This is a genomic window from Neisseria flava (assembly GCF_982712965.1).
In genome coordinates this window covers 1-16,634 of the sequence record NZ_CEXQBZ010000112.1, presented here as the reverse complement: position 1 = coordinate 16,634, position 16,634 = coordinate 1, and the positions used below count along the sequence as shown (strand labels likewise).

The window sequence follows — 16,634 nt, the reverse complement described above, 5'->3', positions numbered from 1 at the left end:
ACGACCTCACATATCGTAAGCGGCCATTGTGGTGCGATAGATTTCATCATCGGAACACAAGGTCTCAACGTGTTTATGCAGGGCTTTGCCCAATTTCTCGCGCAGCTCGGGTTGCTTGATGAGTTGATCGACGGCTTCGATAAAGGCTTCGTCTTCGCCAAAGAGGAAGCAGTATCCGGTTTCGCCGGTAATGACCATTTCGGAAATGCCGCCCATGTTGTAGGTAACGACGGGCGTGTCGTAGAGACCGGCTTCAAGGATGTTGTTGCCGACGCCTGCGCCGTGGTCACCGATGCAGTGCGGCGTGTTCACCAAAATATCCACGTCTTTGAAATAGCCGGTCAAATCGCGCACACCGCCGAGGAAGGTGACTTTGTCATCTATGCCCAGACGCTTCGCTTGCGCTTTCAGATTGTCCATCTCTTCGCCTATGCCCGCCACGTTCAGGCGCACAGGCATATTGCGGTCAACCATTTTCTTAAAGATGTCCAACATCACATGCACGGCGCGGACGGTGTCCAAGCGTGACAGCGTACCGAGCATGATGTAGTCTTTGGCGGTTTTTTCAGGAACGTAATCGGTTTTGTGCAAAGCGTTGTAGGTGTAGGCAATGCGGTTGGCGGGGAAACCGTGGCGGATGAGTTTTTCCCGCTCGTGTCTACAGTTGCCGATGATATATACGCCCAGCTTGTCGAAAAGTTTGGCGATTTTCGGATAAGTTTCAGCATCCAGACCGCGCGCGTGGTAGAACACTTTGGTTTTGGGAGAAGCTATTTTTGCTGCGATGGCGCAGGCAGGAACGATGCGCGCCATTTGGCAGTGGACGATGTCGGGTTTTTCCTGTTTCAACATCTTCATGTAGGCGAACATACCCTTGATGTAGCCCAAGATACCGCCCTGATAAAAATCAATAGGACGCCATTGGATGCCCAAGGCTTGGGCTTCTTTGATGAGCGGGCCATCGGAAGAGGCAAGGACGACCTCGTGGCCACGCTGCTTGAGCAACCGTCCTAAGCGGAAGGTCGCGTTTTCAGTGCCGCCGAGGCCGGACATGGAAGTAGTCAAAACAATTTTTTTCATAACGTGTTTTCTATCAAGGGGTGTATCGGTACGCGTTATACGCCGCATCGCGCTGGGGCAAGACGCTGTACAGGAAAATCAAAAAGCAGGGCAGCCAAATGAAGGGCATACGCAAAATGGTGGACGGGATAAAACCCGCCAAAAGGAATAACCCCATTGCTGCCAACCCAATGACGCGCTGCTTGCTTTTCATATTCCTGCCTGCGGCGACGCAGAAGAAATAGTATGCGGCATAGAATAAGAAAGCTGCCAACGAAATAAGACCAAAACCGAGATATAGCTCGATAAGGAAGCTGTGCGGGTTTTCAAACGCTAGACTGTCGCTCAAGTGGCCGCCGAAATATTCTTGGAATTTTTTCGGACCATAGCCCAACAGCAGGAATGGGGGATGTTCCCAGAAATAGTTATAGATTTCCTGACGGTAGCCGACCGAATTGTCGCTTTCCAAATCAAACAAGAATAAATACAGGCGTGAGGAAATGTTTTCCAAAAAGGCATTGCCGTGCAGGGAGAGCAGGAAATCAGCAATGTACTGTTTCGGAATCATCGACAAGCCCGCGCCTGTAACACCTATGGTCATCAGCGTAAACAGCCCGTTGTTACGGTAAATCAAGTTCAGGATAAACAAAATGATGTAACACAGGGTAGCGGTACGCGACGCACTGGCAAAAATGACTACGCCCAAACATAAAAAAAGTATCAAGCCGAGCAAGTATTCTTTTTTACTGACATCAATATTGAAAAATACTAAAACGGCAGGCGCAAAACAGAGGGCGGTCGTGCCTAAGTTGTTAGGGTTAAAGAAGAAACCCTTAATAATCCCCGCATCAATGGCCAATACTTCATCTGCTTGAACGAATTGGATGCCGGTCAAAATCTCCACAGCGGGCGGGATGATGATAAATGCGCAGAAAAAAAGCAGCAGGTGGCGGATAAACGCCATCGGATTTTCATGTCGGCTCAATACCAAGTACAGCAGATAAAACAGGCTGGGTAGGGACAGGAAGAAAAACGTATCCATAATCCTGACCGAATCCAGCGTGGTAATAAACAGATGGATGCCGCCCCAACCGCACATGATGGCAAGCGCCGCCAGCATCTTACCTGCTTTGCCGTTGAACCGTTTGGACTCTAACGCAAAAATCAGCAGGGCGGTAGGCAGCAGCAGAATGGTCAGGGGGTTGTCGATACGCGGAATCCCGGCTTTGTACGACAGCATCGGCCCAAGCATATAGGCGGTTGAAATCGTGTATATCAGCGTAATGTATAAAGTTTGTGTTTTGAGTTTCACTTTGTTTCCTGAGGTGGGACGGTTTCGGAAATATTATTATATGCAGAAACAATTTGTCTGACCGCAGAATCCGACTGAATGCGTCGGTAATGTATTGGGCGGTATATCGGCCGAAAAGTTTCAGTTCCGATGGTTTTGTGTCTGTCTGAAAACTGCTGCTTCCTTTCCTTTGGATTATCTTTTCAGACGACTCTTGACAGCAGCTGCTGCCGAAATAAGAGATGACTTGCGACGCCATATCAGATAAGAAAGTCCTACCAGCCAAAGCAAGGCGAACAACGGATAGTTTTCCTTTGTGCCAAAATAGGTGTAGCTCACGCAAAGCAGTACGCTCAAAGCAGTATTGGTATAAATTTTCAGCCGCGGCAGAGGGCGCCATACCCTAGATGAAAATTCGGTTTTGATGACGCAAAACACCCAAAACGATATTGCGCTCGCTATGGCGGCACCATGCGCCCCCAAATGGGGAACCAGTAGCGACAGCAGACCGAAATTGATGGCAAAAGCGACAATGTTGACTGCTGTAATCAACCAAGTCCGTTTGACAACGTTCAATCCGATACCGCTGACTTCCGTAAGCGTATAGAACAGCGGATATAACATACATGAGAGCAGCAAAAACTGTACCGGAGCGTATTTGTCGGGCAATATCCAAGTAACGACGGGCGAGAAAATGCCGATAAAACAAATCATCGCACTGATTAATTCGGTCATCGAAAGGGTGATGCCGCCGATTTTATCCAAATGGGTTTTGTCTTCCACCCATTTGAACACCAAAGGCGCCCAAATGGTTGAGAATACGCTTTGAAAAATCAGGGCAACCGCGCCGAAGCTGACCGCCATCGAGTAAATGCCAAGCTCATCCAAACCCGCCCACTGTTTGAGCGCAAAACGATCGATCGAGGTCAATCCCCAATAAGCCAAATTTCCGAATGCCAAGGGCAAGCCGTAGCGTAGGCTTGCATGATGAGTTTCAGACGACCAAGGAGCGCGTACAGCTGCGCGCAGTTCATGTCTGGTTTGGTATGTCAAAACGGCGACAGTCAATACTTGCGCCACGGTGTAGGCAAGAACAAGACTGACGGTATCAGTTTTGACACCGCTGAAAACGAATAACAAAACCAACGCCAAAATCAGGAATTTCGGTGTAAGTTGGCTGAGGGAAAAGGCAACGGCTTTTTCCTGCATCCTCAGTATTAGGGAGAGAAACCGTGCAAACAGGCTGGTTAGCAGGAAAACTAAAAACAATAACCCCAGGGTTTTATCTTGCAAATCAAAAATCAAATCTGCCGGCCAAGCTATATTCCATGCAAGCACTGCCAAAATCACGACAATCGTCAAAACGAAAGGAGACAGGCTGATGGATTTAAACAGGGACGCTTTGTCTTTAGCGGCGTAGTATTCACGGATATACGCCTGATCCAAACCCAGCCCCAAAATCAGGATGGTCAGACCGGAGATGGTTTGCAGTAAGACGATACGGCCGATGTCTTCCGCAGGGTAGTACCATGAAATCAGCGGAAGCGAGAGGATGCCGAAAGCCGCGCTGCCTATCGGGCCTAAGGCATAGCCGAGTATTTTTTTTATATTCATAAATAGGTGGGGTTTGTTGCAGCCGAGATTTTCAGACGACCTGAAAACGCAGCCGCATCATGCAAATAAGAGCTTTCTTAGGTCGTCTGAAAACAAACGGTCTAAGAAAGCCGACTGCCTGCCGAAACCCGTCGGCAGGCAGTCTGCCTCAATCGTCAAAGGTATTACGCTTTCACGACTTTCGGGTTTTTCGCAGGGAACTTGCCGCGCGTATCGACAATCAGTTTGGCGTGTTCGGCAATCATGTCGTAGTCAAACTTATCGTGGTCGGTGGTCAGGACCACGCAGTCGTATTTCGCTACGGTTTCCGGCGTCAGCGGCTCGCTCTTCAGGTCGAAGTAGTGGTGGCCGGGGATGTACGGGAACTCAAGCACATGCGGGTCAGAGTAGGAAATGTTTGCACCCAATTTGTGCAGGCGGTCCATCACTTCCACAGACGGGCTCTCGCGCATATCGTCCACGTTTTTCTTGTAGGCGATACCCAATACCAAGATTTTGCTGTCTTTGATAGAACGGTTATGGTCATTCAAAGCCAGGCCGACTTTTTCGATAACGTAGTCGGGCATATGGGAATTTACTTCGCCGGCCAGCTCGATGAAGCGGGTGTTTACGCCGTATTCGCGTGCTTTCCAAGTCAGGTAGAACGGGTCGATAGGGATACAGTGGCCACCCAAGCCAGGACCCGGGTAATAAGCGACGAAGCCGAAGGGTTTGGTTGCAGCGGCATTGATGACTTCGTGAATGTCGATGCCCATTTTGTCGGCAACGATTTTCATCTCGTTCACCAGGCCGATGTTTACGGCGCGGTGGATGTTTTCCAGAAGTTTGGTCAGCTCGGCCGCTTTGGTGGAGCTTACCGGAACAACTTTATCGATGGCAGGTTGGTACAGCGCAAGGCCGACTTCCAAACAAGCAGGGGTATGGCCGCCGATGACTTTCGGGATGGTACGGGTTTCAAAGTTAGGGTTACCCGGGTCTTCACGCTCAGGAGAGTAAACCAAGAACACGTCTTGACCGACTTTCAAGCCGCCTTCTTCCATGCGCGGCAGCAATTCTTCTTCGGTTGTGCCGGGGTAGGTGGTGGATTCCAAAGACAACACTTGACCGGCGCGCAGGTAGGGTTTCACCGCGTCGGTGGTGTCGATAACGAAGCTCATGTCCGGCTCGCGGTATTTGTTCAACGGAGTCGGTACGCACAAAATCACGGCTTCCACTTCACCGATGCGGGAGAAGTCGGTGGTGGCTTCAAACAGGCTGTTTGAGGCGGCGGCGATTTTCTCGGCAGGAATATGCTCAATGTAGGTTTCGCCTTTGTTGAGTTTGTCGACTTTGGTTTTGTCGATGTCGAAGCCCAAAACCTGATAACCGATGTCCACATAGCGGAGCATCAGCGGCAGGCCGACATAGCCCAAGCCGACGATACCGATTTTGGCGGTTTTATCTGCAAATTTCTGAATGGTGGTATTTTTCATGATAGGTCTCATGTGATGGAAAACAAACAGACGCGACCGTATCGGATTCGCGTCGTGCCTGCCAGTGGGAGGCGGGCAGGTAAAGAGGTGGAGCTGTTCGCAAATTTAGAGTAAAAGAGGAAAAAAAAGTTTTACGCTCATGCAAAATATGGCATAGGTAAATACTTTGGCATGCATAAAATATGCATATATTATAAAACAATAATAACGTAATGCAATAAATCTTGTTGTTTTTAATGTGTATTATTTCTATAGTTATAAAAATTTGCATCGTAACTACAAATGAGTGACGGGTGATGGATTCCAAAATATTTTCGTAAATTAACCAAGCTTAAGGATTTCATAAGGCACGATCTAAAATTAAAAAGGTCGTCTGAAAACCTGATTTACAAGGTTTTCAGACGACCTTTGCCCTAGATGGCGATTAGGCGGCGGCAACGGTAAAGCGTTCAAACAAATGCGCTTTGTTTTCCGCATCGTCGGCGATGGCAATCGCTAAATCCGCTACGCTGATGCCTGCCGGAATTTCACCGTCCATCAGCAAATCGTCTTTGCCCAAGCGGTATTTGCCGGTTTTGTCTTCGCTGAAACCGCCGGTAACACCCAGTCGTGCCGGAGGGGAAACGAAAGACCAGTTCACATCGCGACGCGGCAGGAGTGCCGCCAAAAGATGGCGTGCGGCATTGGCGCCGTCGTAAATTTCTTTGGGGAAGTCGGGCGTATCGATAACTTGCAAACCAGGTGCGGCATACAGGCTGCCTGCGCCGCCGACTACCAACAAATAAGGTACTTGTGCTGCTTTTGCCGCTTCGACGATACTGCTTGCGCCGCGTGTAAAATCCGCGCCAATATTGGGATTGGTCCAGCTGGGATTGAACGCGCTGACCACGGCGTCAAAGCCTGCCAGCTTGTCGGCGAAGTCCGCCGCGTTGACATCTGCGGGTACGACGGCAACATTTTGCGCTTGGAACACTTTATCCGTATTGCGGGCAAAAGCGGTTACTTCATGACCGCGACCTGCCAATTCTCGAACGACTGCGTTGCCGACGTAACCTGTTGCGCCGATGACTGCGATTTTCATGTTTGACTCCTTGTTGAGGTGTGATTGATTAGATGAGCGCATTGTAAGGTCGTCTGAAACGCTTGATAATCCCTGATTTGCTGTTATGATTGTGAAGTTGAACTAAATAATCAGCCAAAATGCAAGACATCAAACCCCTGCTCGTTTTCGCCGCCGTCCTCGAACACGGCAGCATGAACGCCGCCGCTGCCGCGCTGGGCATGACCCCGTCTGCCGTCAGCCAGCACATCAACCGCCTCGAAACCCTGCACGGCATCAAGCTGTTAAACCGCAGCACGCGCAGCCTTTCGCCGACCGATGCTGGCCGCGCGTTGGGCGAATACTGCCGCCGCCTAGCCGCCACGCTTACCGATACGCGTACCGTTATCGACAACCTCAAAACCGAACCCGTCGGCGAATTGCGTATTTCCCTGACTTCCAGCGTCATCGAGTCCCGCGCTTTTCAGACGGCGTTTTCCAGATTGCAAGCCGAGTTTCCCAAAATCCGCCCCGTCCTCAATTTCAGCGATACTTTGGACGACCTGCAACACAATCAGACCGACATTGCCATACGCGGTGGAGACCGCGCCTTGGACGATCCCAATCTGGTCGCGCGCCATCTCGTTACTTGGCCGTACACCATTTGCGCCGCGCCCGATTATCTCGACCGCCATCCGCCCATTACCCATCCCTCGCAGCTTCACGCCCACCGCTGGCTGCACTTCCTGCCCGTCCGCACGACCTTGCAACACGGCGGCGAAAGCTATTTCCTCGACGTCGCCGACAGCATTGCCTGCACGCATTTGGCCGCCGTGTGCAGCCTGACTGAAAGCGGTTTCGGTTTATCTTTGCAAGTGGGCGGCGAAGTTCGGGAAAAAATCGCCCAAGGTCGTCTGAAAACCGTTTTGCCCGAGTGGACGCTGCCGCCGGTCAGCCTCTATTTGGTGACGCCTTACCGCGTCCAGTCCGCCAAAACCGAAGCCGCCGTCCGCATCTTCACGGAAAGTTTCGCCAAGGAAGCAGACGCATGAGCGCGGAAAATTGGTGCGTTTACCTGATTCTGTGTGAAAACGGTGCACTCTACTGCGGCATCAGCAACCGCCCGCAAGAGCGGTTCGCCGCCCATCTTGCAGGCAAAGGTGCGAAATACACGCGGCTGAACAAACCGACGGCAATGCGTATCGTTTCAGACGACCTCTCCAAAAGCGAGGCGCTGAAACGGGAAATCGCCATCAAAAAACTGACGGCAGGGAAGAAGAGGGAATTGTGGGAAGCGGCGGCGGGAAATGCCTCCCTTGGGCGGTAGTACGGATGTTGCCCGCAGACATGTGAAGAAGGTCGTCTGAAAAACGGATTTCAAACGACCTTGATTTTCTATAAGCCGTCGAATTTAACATTCCTGAAAGATAAGTTGAAATTCTCTAACCGGCAGCATAGTATAATGCCCGCTTTCCGCAAATCTTGAGGCCGCCATGAAACCGATACCCTATATCCTTGCGGCTGCGCTCTGCCTCAGCAGCTCAGCCGTATCCGCAAATCCCGTTACCTATATCTGCAAAACCGCAAACGGCATTGTCTTTACCAACCAGAAAACCGGTGCCGAATGTACCGTGTCCCATGTTGACGGCAGCGCAACCATCAGCAGCGAAGAAGCCGACAGCGCTGTTCCCGAAACGGTCAACCTAAAAGAAGCCATCGGTCAGGCAGCCCCCGAAATCGACGACATTAAAATCCTTCCGCGTCCGGCAGTAAGCAGCGTAACCAACACTGCAGAAGCCGCCAATCCCCGCCTGGATGTGAGACTGCGCAACCAGCCGGATACCAAAGCCGCCAAAGCGCGTGCCGCAGAGATGAACCGCAAAGCGAAAATCCTTCCTGCGCCCGTTGTATCCGTACCTGCGAAGCCCCAAATGTCGCGTAAGCAAATCCTTCAAAAAGAAGTCCGCAACGAGCAGGCCGCACTCGCGCGCGCTCAATCCCAACTTGCCGCCGCCCGCCGTCAGGGGGATCAGGTAAAAATCAACCGCCTGACTCGTGATGTCAGCGACAGGCAGGCAAGCATCCGCGCCATGCAGAACGAAATGGGGCGTTGATTCTTTTTTATAGCTTTATTAAAATCCACCTTCAAAAGGTCGTCTGAAAAGTAGCGAAACCCGCTACGGATATTTCAGACGACCTTTTTGCATTGTTTTCCCCGTTCCTGCCGTCAAGAGTTTGAAAGACCAGAGTGTAGCGCGGACTATGCCCACGAATGCAGTTGGCGGGAGTTATGGCGGAAGGGAAGTTGTATTGTCGCGGGCAAAGTCCGCGCTACGGTTTTATAGCAGTTTGTTTTAAGAAGGTCGTCTGAAAAAGCATCGGGCTTGCGATGCACGCATTTTCAGACGACCTTTTTGCGTCGTTTTCCCTATGCCCGCTAGTGAGAGTTTAAAAGATCGGATGTAGCGCGGGCTATGCCCACGAATACAGTTGACGGGAGTTATGGCAGAGGAACAGTTGTATTTTCCCGGACTGGCGCAGGCTCCTGCTGTCAATTCCCTTCCTTATGCTAGAAGACGGTAAGCGCAAAGTGAAGAATTAATTCTACAAATCAATACCGTTGCAACGGCATCTTAAAGTTCTTTCATTATATTCATTCAAATATAAACATGGTATAAAACTACATAGCCATAAATGCAGTATGAAAGTTTGGCATAAAAATTGCAGGATTACATGCATAGTTCCATTTATAAAAGTAAATATGCGTTAAAAAATAAAAGAAACTTAAAGATTATCGGAGCTTATTTTGCATAATCGGTAATTTGATGAAGTTTCTATACTATATCTACTGATATAGATATGTTCTAAAAATTGTACTTAAGTGACAATTAACGTCAGTCTGGTTGATTTTCAATAATATATAAACAAATTCAATGAATGCCTGTCTCATAAAACCTGCATGTATCTGAAGAAGATCCGGCGGCGGGGCAGTGCGGGGAGTACGTCTTGTTTTGACTGTATATATTTGAATTCAATCTGATATTTTTTAATAAATCCAATCAAGAGAGATTGTTATGAATAAGATTTTCAAAGTTGTATGGAACCGTACTATCGGCTCTTTCGTTGTTACTTCCGAATTGGCGAAAGGACGTGTCAAATCAAGCAGCGAAGGTGCTGAAGGGGATGTGTGCGCCCCAGAGGAAGGTCGTCTGAAAACCTTGTTCAGGCTGACGGCGTTGAGCGCGGCATTATTCGGCTTGTCTGAGAGTGCTTGGGCGCATCCTATAATAAATTCAGAGGGAGGCAAGGTTGCAACCGGGAGTGCGAGTGAGACGGCAATTGGTGGCGGCTCCGCAAGAGGTGTGGGATCGGTTGCAGTTGGTGCCTTTGCAAAAGCGGGTACAAGGATTGAGGCTGACGGTGCTATTGCTATTGGCGGTAGCCAGGCAAGTACAGGTGCTTATGCTGACGGTAACAATGCGATTGCCATCGGTCAGGCAAGTAATGCAAATGCAGCGAAGGCAACTTCTATCGGTTCGGATACGATTGCCTCGAATCAATTTGCTACTGCTTTGGGTGGTCGCGCCGAGGCGACGGAGCGCGGTGCGACAGCCATTGGCGGCTGGTCACAGGCTACAGGTCAGTTTGCTGTTGCTATCGGCGGTAGTGACCGCTTTGGGCGAGATACCAATACGGAGTTGAATGACGGTAGTGGCGCGACTTTGGCCTCAGGGGCTCGCAGTACCGCCATTGGTCGACGCGCGAAGGCATCTGGTAATGATACGCTTGCTTTCGGTACAAATGCGGAAGCCACAGGCGTAGAAGCTGTTGCCATCGGCAAAGGTGCTGCTTCGACAGCTGCAAAGGCCTTGGCATTGGGTCAGGGTGCGCGAGCGCAGGCAGGTAATACGGTTGCTTTTGGTACGGGGGCGCAAGCAACACAAGATGGTTCGATTGCTATTGGTACAAATACTATTGCAACGGGTGTATATAAAGACACGTCCAGAAAAGGAAAGGCGATTGCCATTGGTTATAATACAAATGCGCTGGGAGAGTCTTCTATTGCCATTGGTGCTGATGATTCTGCTTATGGCGCACTTACGGCAAGCTCCAGGCAAGGTATTGCCATCGGTACGGGAGCAAAGGCGACAGGTGAAACACAATCAATTGCCATTGGCCCGGATGCTATTTCCTCGGGTACGCAATCCACTTCTATCGGTAATAATACCCGCGCAACAGGGGATTCATCCATTGCCATCGGTGGCGACGATTGGAATATCGTACGGACCAAACAAGTTGCAGCAGCAGGAAATAAACTGGTCCATCAGGTATTCCAAGACTTGACCGGTATGCCAATGAAGCAACAAGGTGAGGCTTATGGCAATCCATTTAAAGGTACGACTGCCGGCGATGCCTCCGTCGCTATTGGTGTAGCCGCACTCGCTGAAGGTGCGTTATCAACTGCTTTTGGTTCGGGGACATCTGCATCAGGTGTGGGGGCTGCTGCATTTGGTGTAGGCGCAACCGCCAGTCAGAATAAATCCGTCGCAATCGGTGCAGGTTCGCATACGCGTACCGATGCAACGGCTGTGACTGAAGCAACAGTTAATGGTGTCACTTACAGAGGTTTTGCGGGAACAGAACATATCACTACCGGCTCGCAGGTTTCTTTCGGTTCGGCAGGTTATGAGCGTCAGCTCAAGCACGTTGCGCCTGGCGCGATTACCCCAACTTCCACCGATGCGATAAACGGCAGCCAGCTTTACGCGCTTCATGTAGGGGCGGGTAATATTGCCAAATCGGTCGCCGATGCATTGGGCGGTGGTGCGACTGTCGGCAATGATCCGACAAATAATCAGGGTTCTTTCGTAACCTTACCGTCTTATGACGTGCTCAAAGGTAGCGACACACCGAATACGGCAGGTAATGGCACAACCAAATTCAATACAACTCCTGCTAAGAACGTCGCTGCTGCGATGACTAATCTCAATACCTACGTCAACCAAGGCTTTGCCGTCAAAGATAATGCGGGCGATGCGAAGGGCATTGTTACGCCCGGAGAAAGCGTGCAATTTGCCGACGGCAATGCAACTACCGTTACCGTTGATACCGAAGCAAACGGCAATACTAAAATCAAATACGACGTTAAGGTGGATGACAGCACCATCAAGGTTGTTAACGGTAAGCTGACCGGTGCGTCGCAAACCCATTTTTATAGTGTAAATAGCGCAGATAAAACAAAAGCCAACTACAACAACGAAGGCGCAACAGGTGAAAACGCGATTGCCGCTGGCCCTGAAGCCAAAGCGGCTGCAAGTAATGCGGTTGTAATTGGTAGCAAGGCTACCGTTGAGGCGGCAGCAGGCTCTACCCCCTCTATTCACGGTAATACGACGGGTTCAGGTTCGGTTGCTGTTGGTTCGTTAAGTAAAGCCAATGGTGAGAATGCAGTTGCCATCGGCCAGCGATCAAATGCTTACGGTCAAAACTCGTTTGCAGGTGGTCAGGTTTCTAATGCAAAAGGTAAATCCAGCGTGGCGGTAGGTGATGGTGCAAATGCACTTCATGACTCTGCTGTGGCTTTGGGTGCTTATACCACTGCGAATAATGCAGGTGCAACCGCTGTCGGTTTCAACTCTAATGCTTTGGGCTGGGCATCATTTGCAGGTGGTCATTCCGCTAAAGCCGAAGCAAGTAGCGCGGTTGCTCTCGGTCATGAGGCGCAGGCAGTAGGCGGCAAGGCAGTCGCCATTGGTAAGTCTAGCCATGCTGCCAAGGATAGTGGCATTGCGTTGGGTGATGGCGCGAAGGCTGCCGAAGTGAATGCTATCGCTATTGGTTCAACCAACAATGCTTGGAAAGAAGATTCTATTGCGTTAGGACGTGCTGCCAATGCAGACGGTGCGGCTTCTTTGGCGCTTGGTTTGAACAGCCATACACGTTTGGACAACGCTATTGCTTTAGGTAATGGTGCAAATGCCGATCATAGTAATAGCATCGCCATCGGCAAATCCAGTCATGCAGCTGAATCCGCGGGAGTTGCTATCGGTAATGACGCACGGGCTTTGAAATTTAGCTCCGTTGTTATCGGTGATCAGGCTCAATCCAATAACTCGCGCTCTGTCGTCATCGGCTATCACGCTTCTGCAACCAATCCTGCAAAACCAGCTTCGGCTGAAGAGGATTACAATCAAACCGTTGCTATCGGTGCATACGCCAATGCATGGGGCGATCAATCTACTGCCATCGGTAACAATGTAGACGCAAAAGGCAATTCTTCTATCGCCATCGGTGCGGACGACTGGGATACCGTTGCAGTGAAAACTGTAGAAGGTACGGGTAAAACGGTTAAAGAGGTTTATCAAGACTATACCGGCGATGTGATGGAAACCGGCAGTTATACTCATACGACTTCAAGCGAAGCTGCAGTAGCCATTGGTACTAAATCACAGGCAATAGGTCAATTATCCACAGCCTTTGGTACGGGTACGATTGCTGAAGGCGTCGCCTCTGCCGCATTCGGTATGGGTGCGAAAGCCACCAAAGGCAACTCTGTCGCAATCGGTGCGGGCAGTACGACTACAACCGATGCAATCGAAGTCAACGAAGCTACTGTCAACAATCTGAAATACTCAGGCTTTGCAGGCGGCAACCGTATTACCTCTGGCGACCAAGTGTCTTTCGGTTCGTCAGGCTACGAACGTCAATTGAAAAACGTTGCTCCGGGCGAAATCTCTAACACTTCTACTGATGCCATCAACGGCAGCCAGCTGTACGCGGTACAAAACGTTTTGGGTAATACTGCCCAAACCGTTAAAGACGTATTGGGTGGTAATGCAAAGTTGGCTGAAGACGGCAGTATTACCATGAGCAACATTGGTAATACCGGTGCAGGCAACATTCACGACGCGATCAATTCAGTGAAAGAGACTGCCGAAAAAGGTTGGAAGCTGAAAGCGAACGACGAAGCCGACAGCGAAAGCGAAAAAATCGCAGCTGGCGACACCGTGACCGTGAAACAAGGTAAGAACATCCGAGTGAAACGCAGCAGCAAAGAGCTGACTATTGAGACTGCGGACGATGTGGCGTTCAACAAAGTGACAGTCGGCGCCAGCGAACTGACCACTACCGGACTGACCACACCGCAAGTTACTGCGGGTGACAGCGTATTGGGCAACAATGGACTGACGATTGCCAACGGTGCCAATCCCGTATCTCTGACCAAAGACGGTTTGAACAACGGCGGCAACAAAGTTACCAACATTGCCGACGGTGTGGCTGATACTGACGCAGCGAGCTACAAACAAGTTAAAGCTGCGAAAACCGAGGTTCAAAAAGGTACAAACGTCGTCAGTGTCGACAAAACTGAAGGCACGGATGGTCATGCCATTTACACCGTCAATGCCAAAGGTACGGCTGTCTCTGCAGAAGGTACAGAAAACGGTCTGAAACTGACGTCGTCTGAAGATTCAACTACCAACGTAACTACTTACAATCTGGATTTGTCTGACAAAACCAAAGACTCCTTGAAAAAAGCCGACAGTGCATTACAAGGCATTGATGTAAAAGTCAATGATGAAAATGTCAAAACGTTGACTAAAGATGATTCCACGCTGAAATTTGTTAACGGCACAGGTACGACTGCCGAAAACAAAGGGGGCACTGTTACGTTCAACGTAAACAAATCTACGCTGACCACGGGTGCTGGTGGCGTAGTCAGCGCGGATACGGCAGGCGATGTATTTGCTACTGCAGCTGACGTTGCTAAAGCCATCAATAAAGCCGTTGTTGACAGTGAAAAAACCAGCGTTGTAGCAGCAGGCGACAATACTCATGTAGCTGCTGTGGAAGCAGGTAATCAAACGACTTACACTGTTCATGCTGACAATACCACCGTCAGCGTGAAAGATGGCGGTAAATTGGCGCTGAAGTCGTCTGAAGCGACAAACAGTAACCACACCAAAACCACCAACTACGAACTCGACCTTTCAGACGACACCAAAGCTGAGATTCAAAAAGGCGTGGATGCGAAAAATATCGTCGATACCAAAGGTATTACCTTCAGTGGCAACAGCGGCTCTCCTGTAACCAAAAAACTGGACGAAACGCTGGCAATTAAAGGCGACGATACAAATGTGGTTACCGAATCAGGTACAGACGGCATTACAGTCAAACTGAAAGACGAAATCACCGTTCAAACTGTCAATGCAGATAAACTCAAAGCGGGTGATAGTGTTCTGACCAATGATGGTTTGAACATTGCCAACGGTAACAATCCAGTATCCCTGACCAAGTCCGGTTTGAGCAATGGCGGCAACAAGATCACCAAAGTTGCCAAAGGTGAAAATGAAGATGATGCTGTGAATTATGCACAGCTTAAAGAGCTGGCGGAAAAAGGTCTAACCTTTGATGCAGACGGCAACACTTCAACTTCAAGCAAAAAACTGGGTGAGCGAGTCGGCATTAAAGGCGGCAACAACATTACCACTTCTGCAGACAACGACAATGTTACCGTCAAGCTGAATGACGATATTACGTTGAATAGTGTAACTGCGACTACCTTGAAAGCAGGCGACAGCACGCTGACGAATGCAGGATTGGTTACGCCTAAAGTCACTGCGGGCGACAGCGTATTGGGCAACAACGGTCTGACGATTGCCAACGGTGCGGCAAATGCTCCGGTATCGCTGACCAAAGACGGTTTGAACAACGGCGGCAACAAAGTTACCGACGTAGCCAAAGGTACGGCGGATACCGACGCAGTGAACGTCAGCCAGCTGAACCCGATTGCCAAAGCGTTGAACACCAACATTGATCCGACAACCGGAGAGGTTGCAGCGCCTAGCTTTACCGTCACCAAAGCGGACGGCACGAAACATCCTGCCGTAGGCACCGTTCAAGAAGCATTGGACAAAGTAGGCGAAGAAGTGACCAAAGGCATCAACGTCGGCGGCACAGAAGGCAGCAACAAATACGCATTGGGCGACACAGTCAACATCAAAGGCGACAGCAACATTGTCAGCGAAACCGCCAAAGGCGGCGTACAACTGAAACTTGCCGACACCGTTAAAATCGGACAAGACAGTGGCAAACCTGTCAGCATTGACGGTACGACCGGCACAGTGAGCGGACTGACCAACACCACATTGGGCACCGCCCCATTGGCAGGATCGAACAAAGCCGCGACCGAAGCCCAGCTGGACGCTACCCAAGTGAACCTGAAAAACATCTTGGGTGGAGAAGCCAAGAACGAGAACGGCAATGTATCCACAGAAGATATCGGCGGAACAGGTGAAAACACCATCCACGACGCGATCAAGTCAGTGAAAGCGACAGCCGACAAAGGTTGGAAGCTGAAAGCGAACGAAGAAGCCGACAGCGAAAGCGAAAAAATCGCTGCGGGCGACACCGTGACCGTGAAACAAGGTAAGAACATCCTAGTGAAACGCAGCGGCAAAGAGCTGACGATTGAAACTGCGGACGACGTAGCGTTCAACAAAGTGACAGTCGGCGACAGCGTACTGACCACTACCGGACTGACTACGCCTAAAGTGACCGCGGGCGACAGCGTACTGACGACAGACGGTCTGAATATTGCCAACGGTACGGCAAATGCTCCGGTATCGCTGACCAAAGACGGTTTGAACAACGGCGGCAACAAAGTTACCAACGTAGCCAAAGGTACGGCGGATACCGACGCAGTGAACGTCAGCCAGCTGAACCCAGTAGCCAAAGCGTTGAACACCAACATTGATCCGACAACCGGAGAGGTTGCAGCGCCTAGCTTTACCGTTACCAAAGCGGACGGCACGAAACATCCTGCCGTAGGCACCGTTCAAGACGCATTGGACAAAGTAGGCGAAGAAGTGACCAAAGGTCTGAACATCGTTGCGGACAACGGGTCGTCTGAAAAAGTGAACTTGGGCGATACGGTCAAGTACACAAGCAAAGACAAGAACATCGTTACCACAAGCGGTACAGGCAAAGAAATCGACTTCAGCCTGGCCGAGAAAGTGACCATCGGTAAAGACGTAGCGAACGGCGGCAAACCGGTAGTGATCGACGGTAAAGAAGGTATTGTCAGCGGACTGACCAACACCACATTGGGCACCGCCCCATTGGCAGGATCGAACAAAGCCGCGACCGAAGCCCAGCTGGA

The 16,634-nt window shown here is 50.4% G+C and carries 9 protein-coding genes; 4 read left to right on the top strand and 5 right to left on the bottom strand.

All coding sequences use genetic code 11. The features are described from left to right. Positions 1–6 precede the first annotated feature (6 nt). The 5 genes from AC5M9B_RS06160 to AC5M9B_RS06140 all read right to left on the bottom strand — a co-directional run bounded on the left by AC5M9B_RS06160 (position 7) and on the right by AC5M9B_RS06140 (position 6,517). Positions 7–1,080, bottom strand: coding sequence for a glycosyltransferase family 4 protein (locus tag AC5M9B_RS06160; protein ID WP_487648391.1), 1,074 nt, complete (start codon positions 1,078–1,080; stop codon positions 7–9). 13 nt (positions 1,081–1,093) lie between these two features. Next, entirely contained in the window at positions 1,094–2,371 is a 1,278-nt protein-coding gene (locus AC5M9B_RS06155) for an O-antigen ligase family protein (protein WP_487648390.1), read from the bottom strand. A 174-nt stretch (positions 2,372–2,545) separates the two neighbouring features. Then, positions 2,546–3,964: a lipopolysaccharide biosynthesis protein gene (locus AC5M9B_RS06150; RefSeq protein ID WP_146736191.1), complete on the bottom strand. Its 1,419-nt coding sequence runs from the start codon at positions 3,962–3,964 to the stop codon at positions 2,546–2,548. 164 nt (positions 3,965–4,128) lie between these two features. Beyond that, positions 4,129–5,436: a nucleotide sugar dehydrogenase gene (locus AC5M9B_RS06145; protein ID WP_487648389.1), complete on the bottom strand. Its 1,308-nt coding sequence runs from the start codon at positions 5,434–5,436 to the stop codon at positions 4,129–4,131. 424 nt (positions 5,437–5,860) lie between these two features. After that, entirely contained in the window at positions 5,861–6,517 is a 657-nt protein-coding gene (locus AC5M9B_RS06140) for an NAD(P)-dependent oxidoreductase (RefSeq protein ID WP_487648388.1), read from the bottom strand. Positions 6,518–6,636: 119 nt separating this feature from the next. Here AC5M9B_RS06140 and AC5M9B_RS06135 point away from each other — a divergent pair, with 119 nt between their 5' ends. The 4 genes from AC5M9B_RS06135 to AC5M9B_RS06120 form a co-directional block, all read left to right on the top strand. Further along, complete coding sequence (locus AC5M9B_RS06135) at positions 6,637–7,527, top strand: LysR family transcriptional regulator (protein WP_487648387.1); 891 nt, start codon at positions 6,637–6,639, stop codon at positions 7,525–7,527. After that, positions 7,524–7,802, top strand: coding sequence for a GIY-YIG nuclease family protein (locus AC5M9B_RS06130; protein WP_070860492.1), 279 nt, complete (start codon positions 7,524–7,526; stop codon positions 7,800–7,802). Before AC5M9B_RS06135 ends, AC5M9B_RS06130 begins: the two co-directional genes overlap by 4 nt. Before the next feature lie 166 nt (positions 7,803–7,968). After that, entirely contained in the window at positions 7,969–8,589 is a 621-nt protein-coding gene (locus tag AC5M9B_RS06125) for a hypothetical protein (protein ID WP_487648386.1), read from the top strand. A gap of 960 nt (positions 8,590–9,549) precedes the next feature. Next, positions 9,550–16,634 (top strand): ESPR-type extended signal peptide-containing protein (locus tag AC5M9B_RS06120; RefSeq protein ID WP_487648385.1); only part of this gene is annotated, 7,085 nt, incomplete at its 3' end.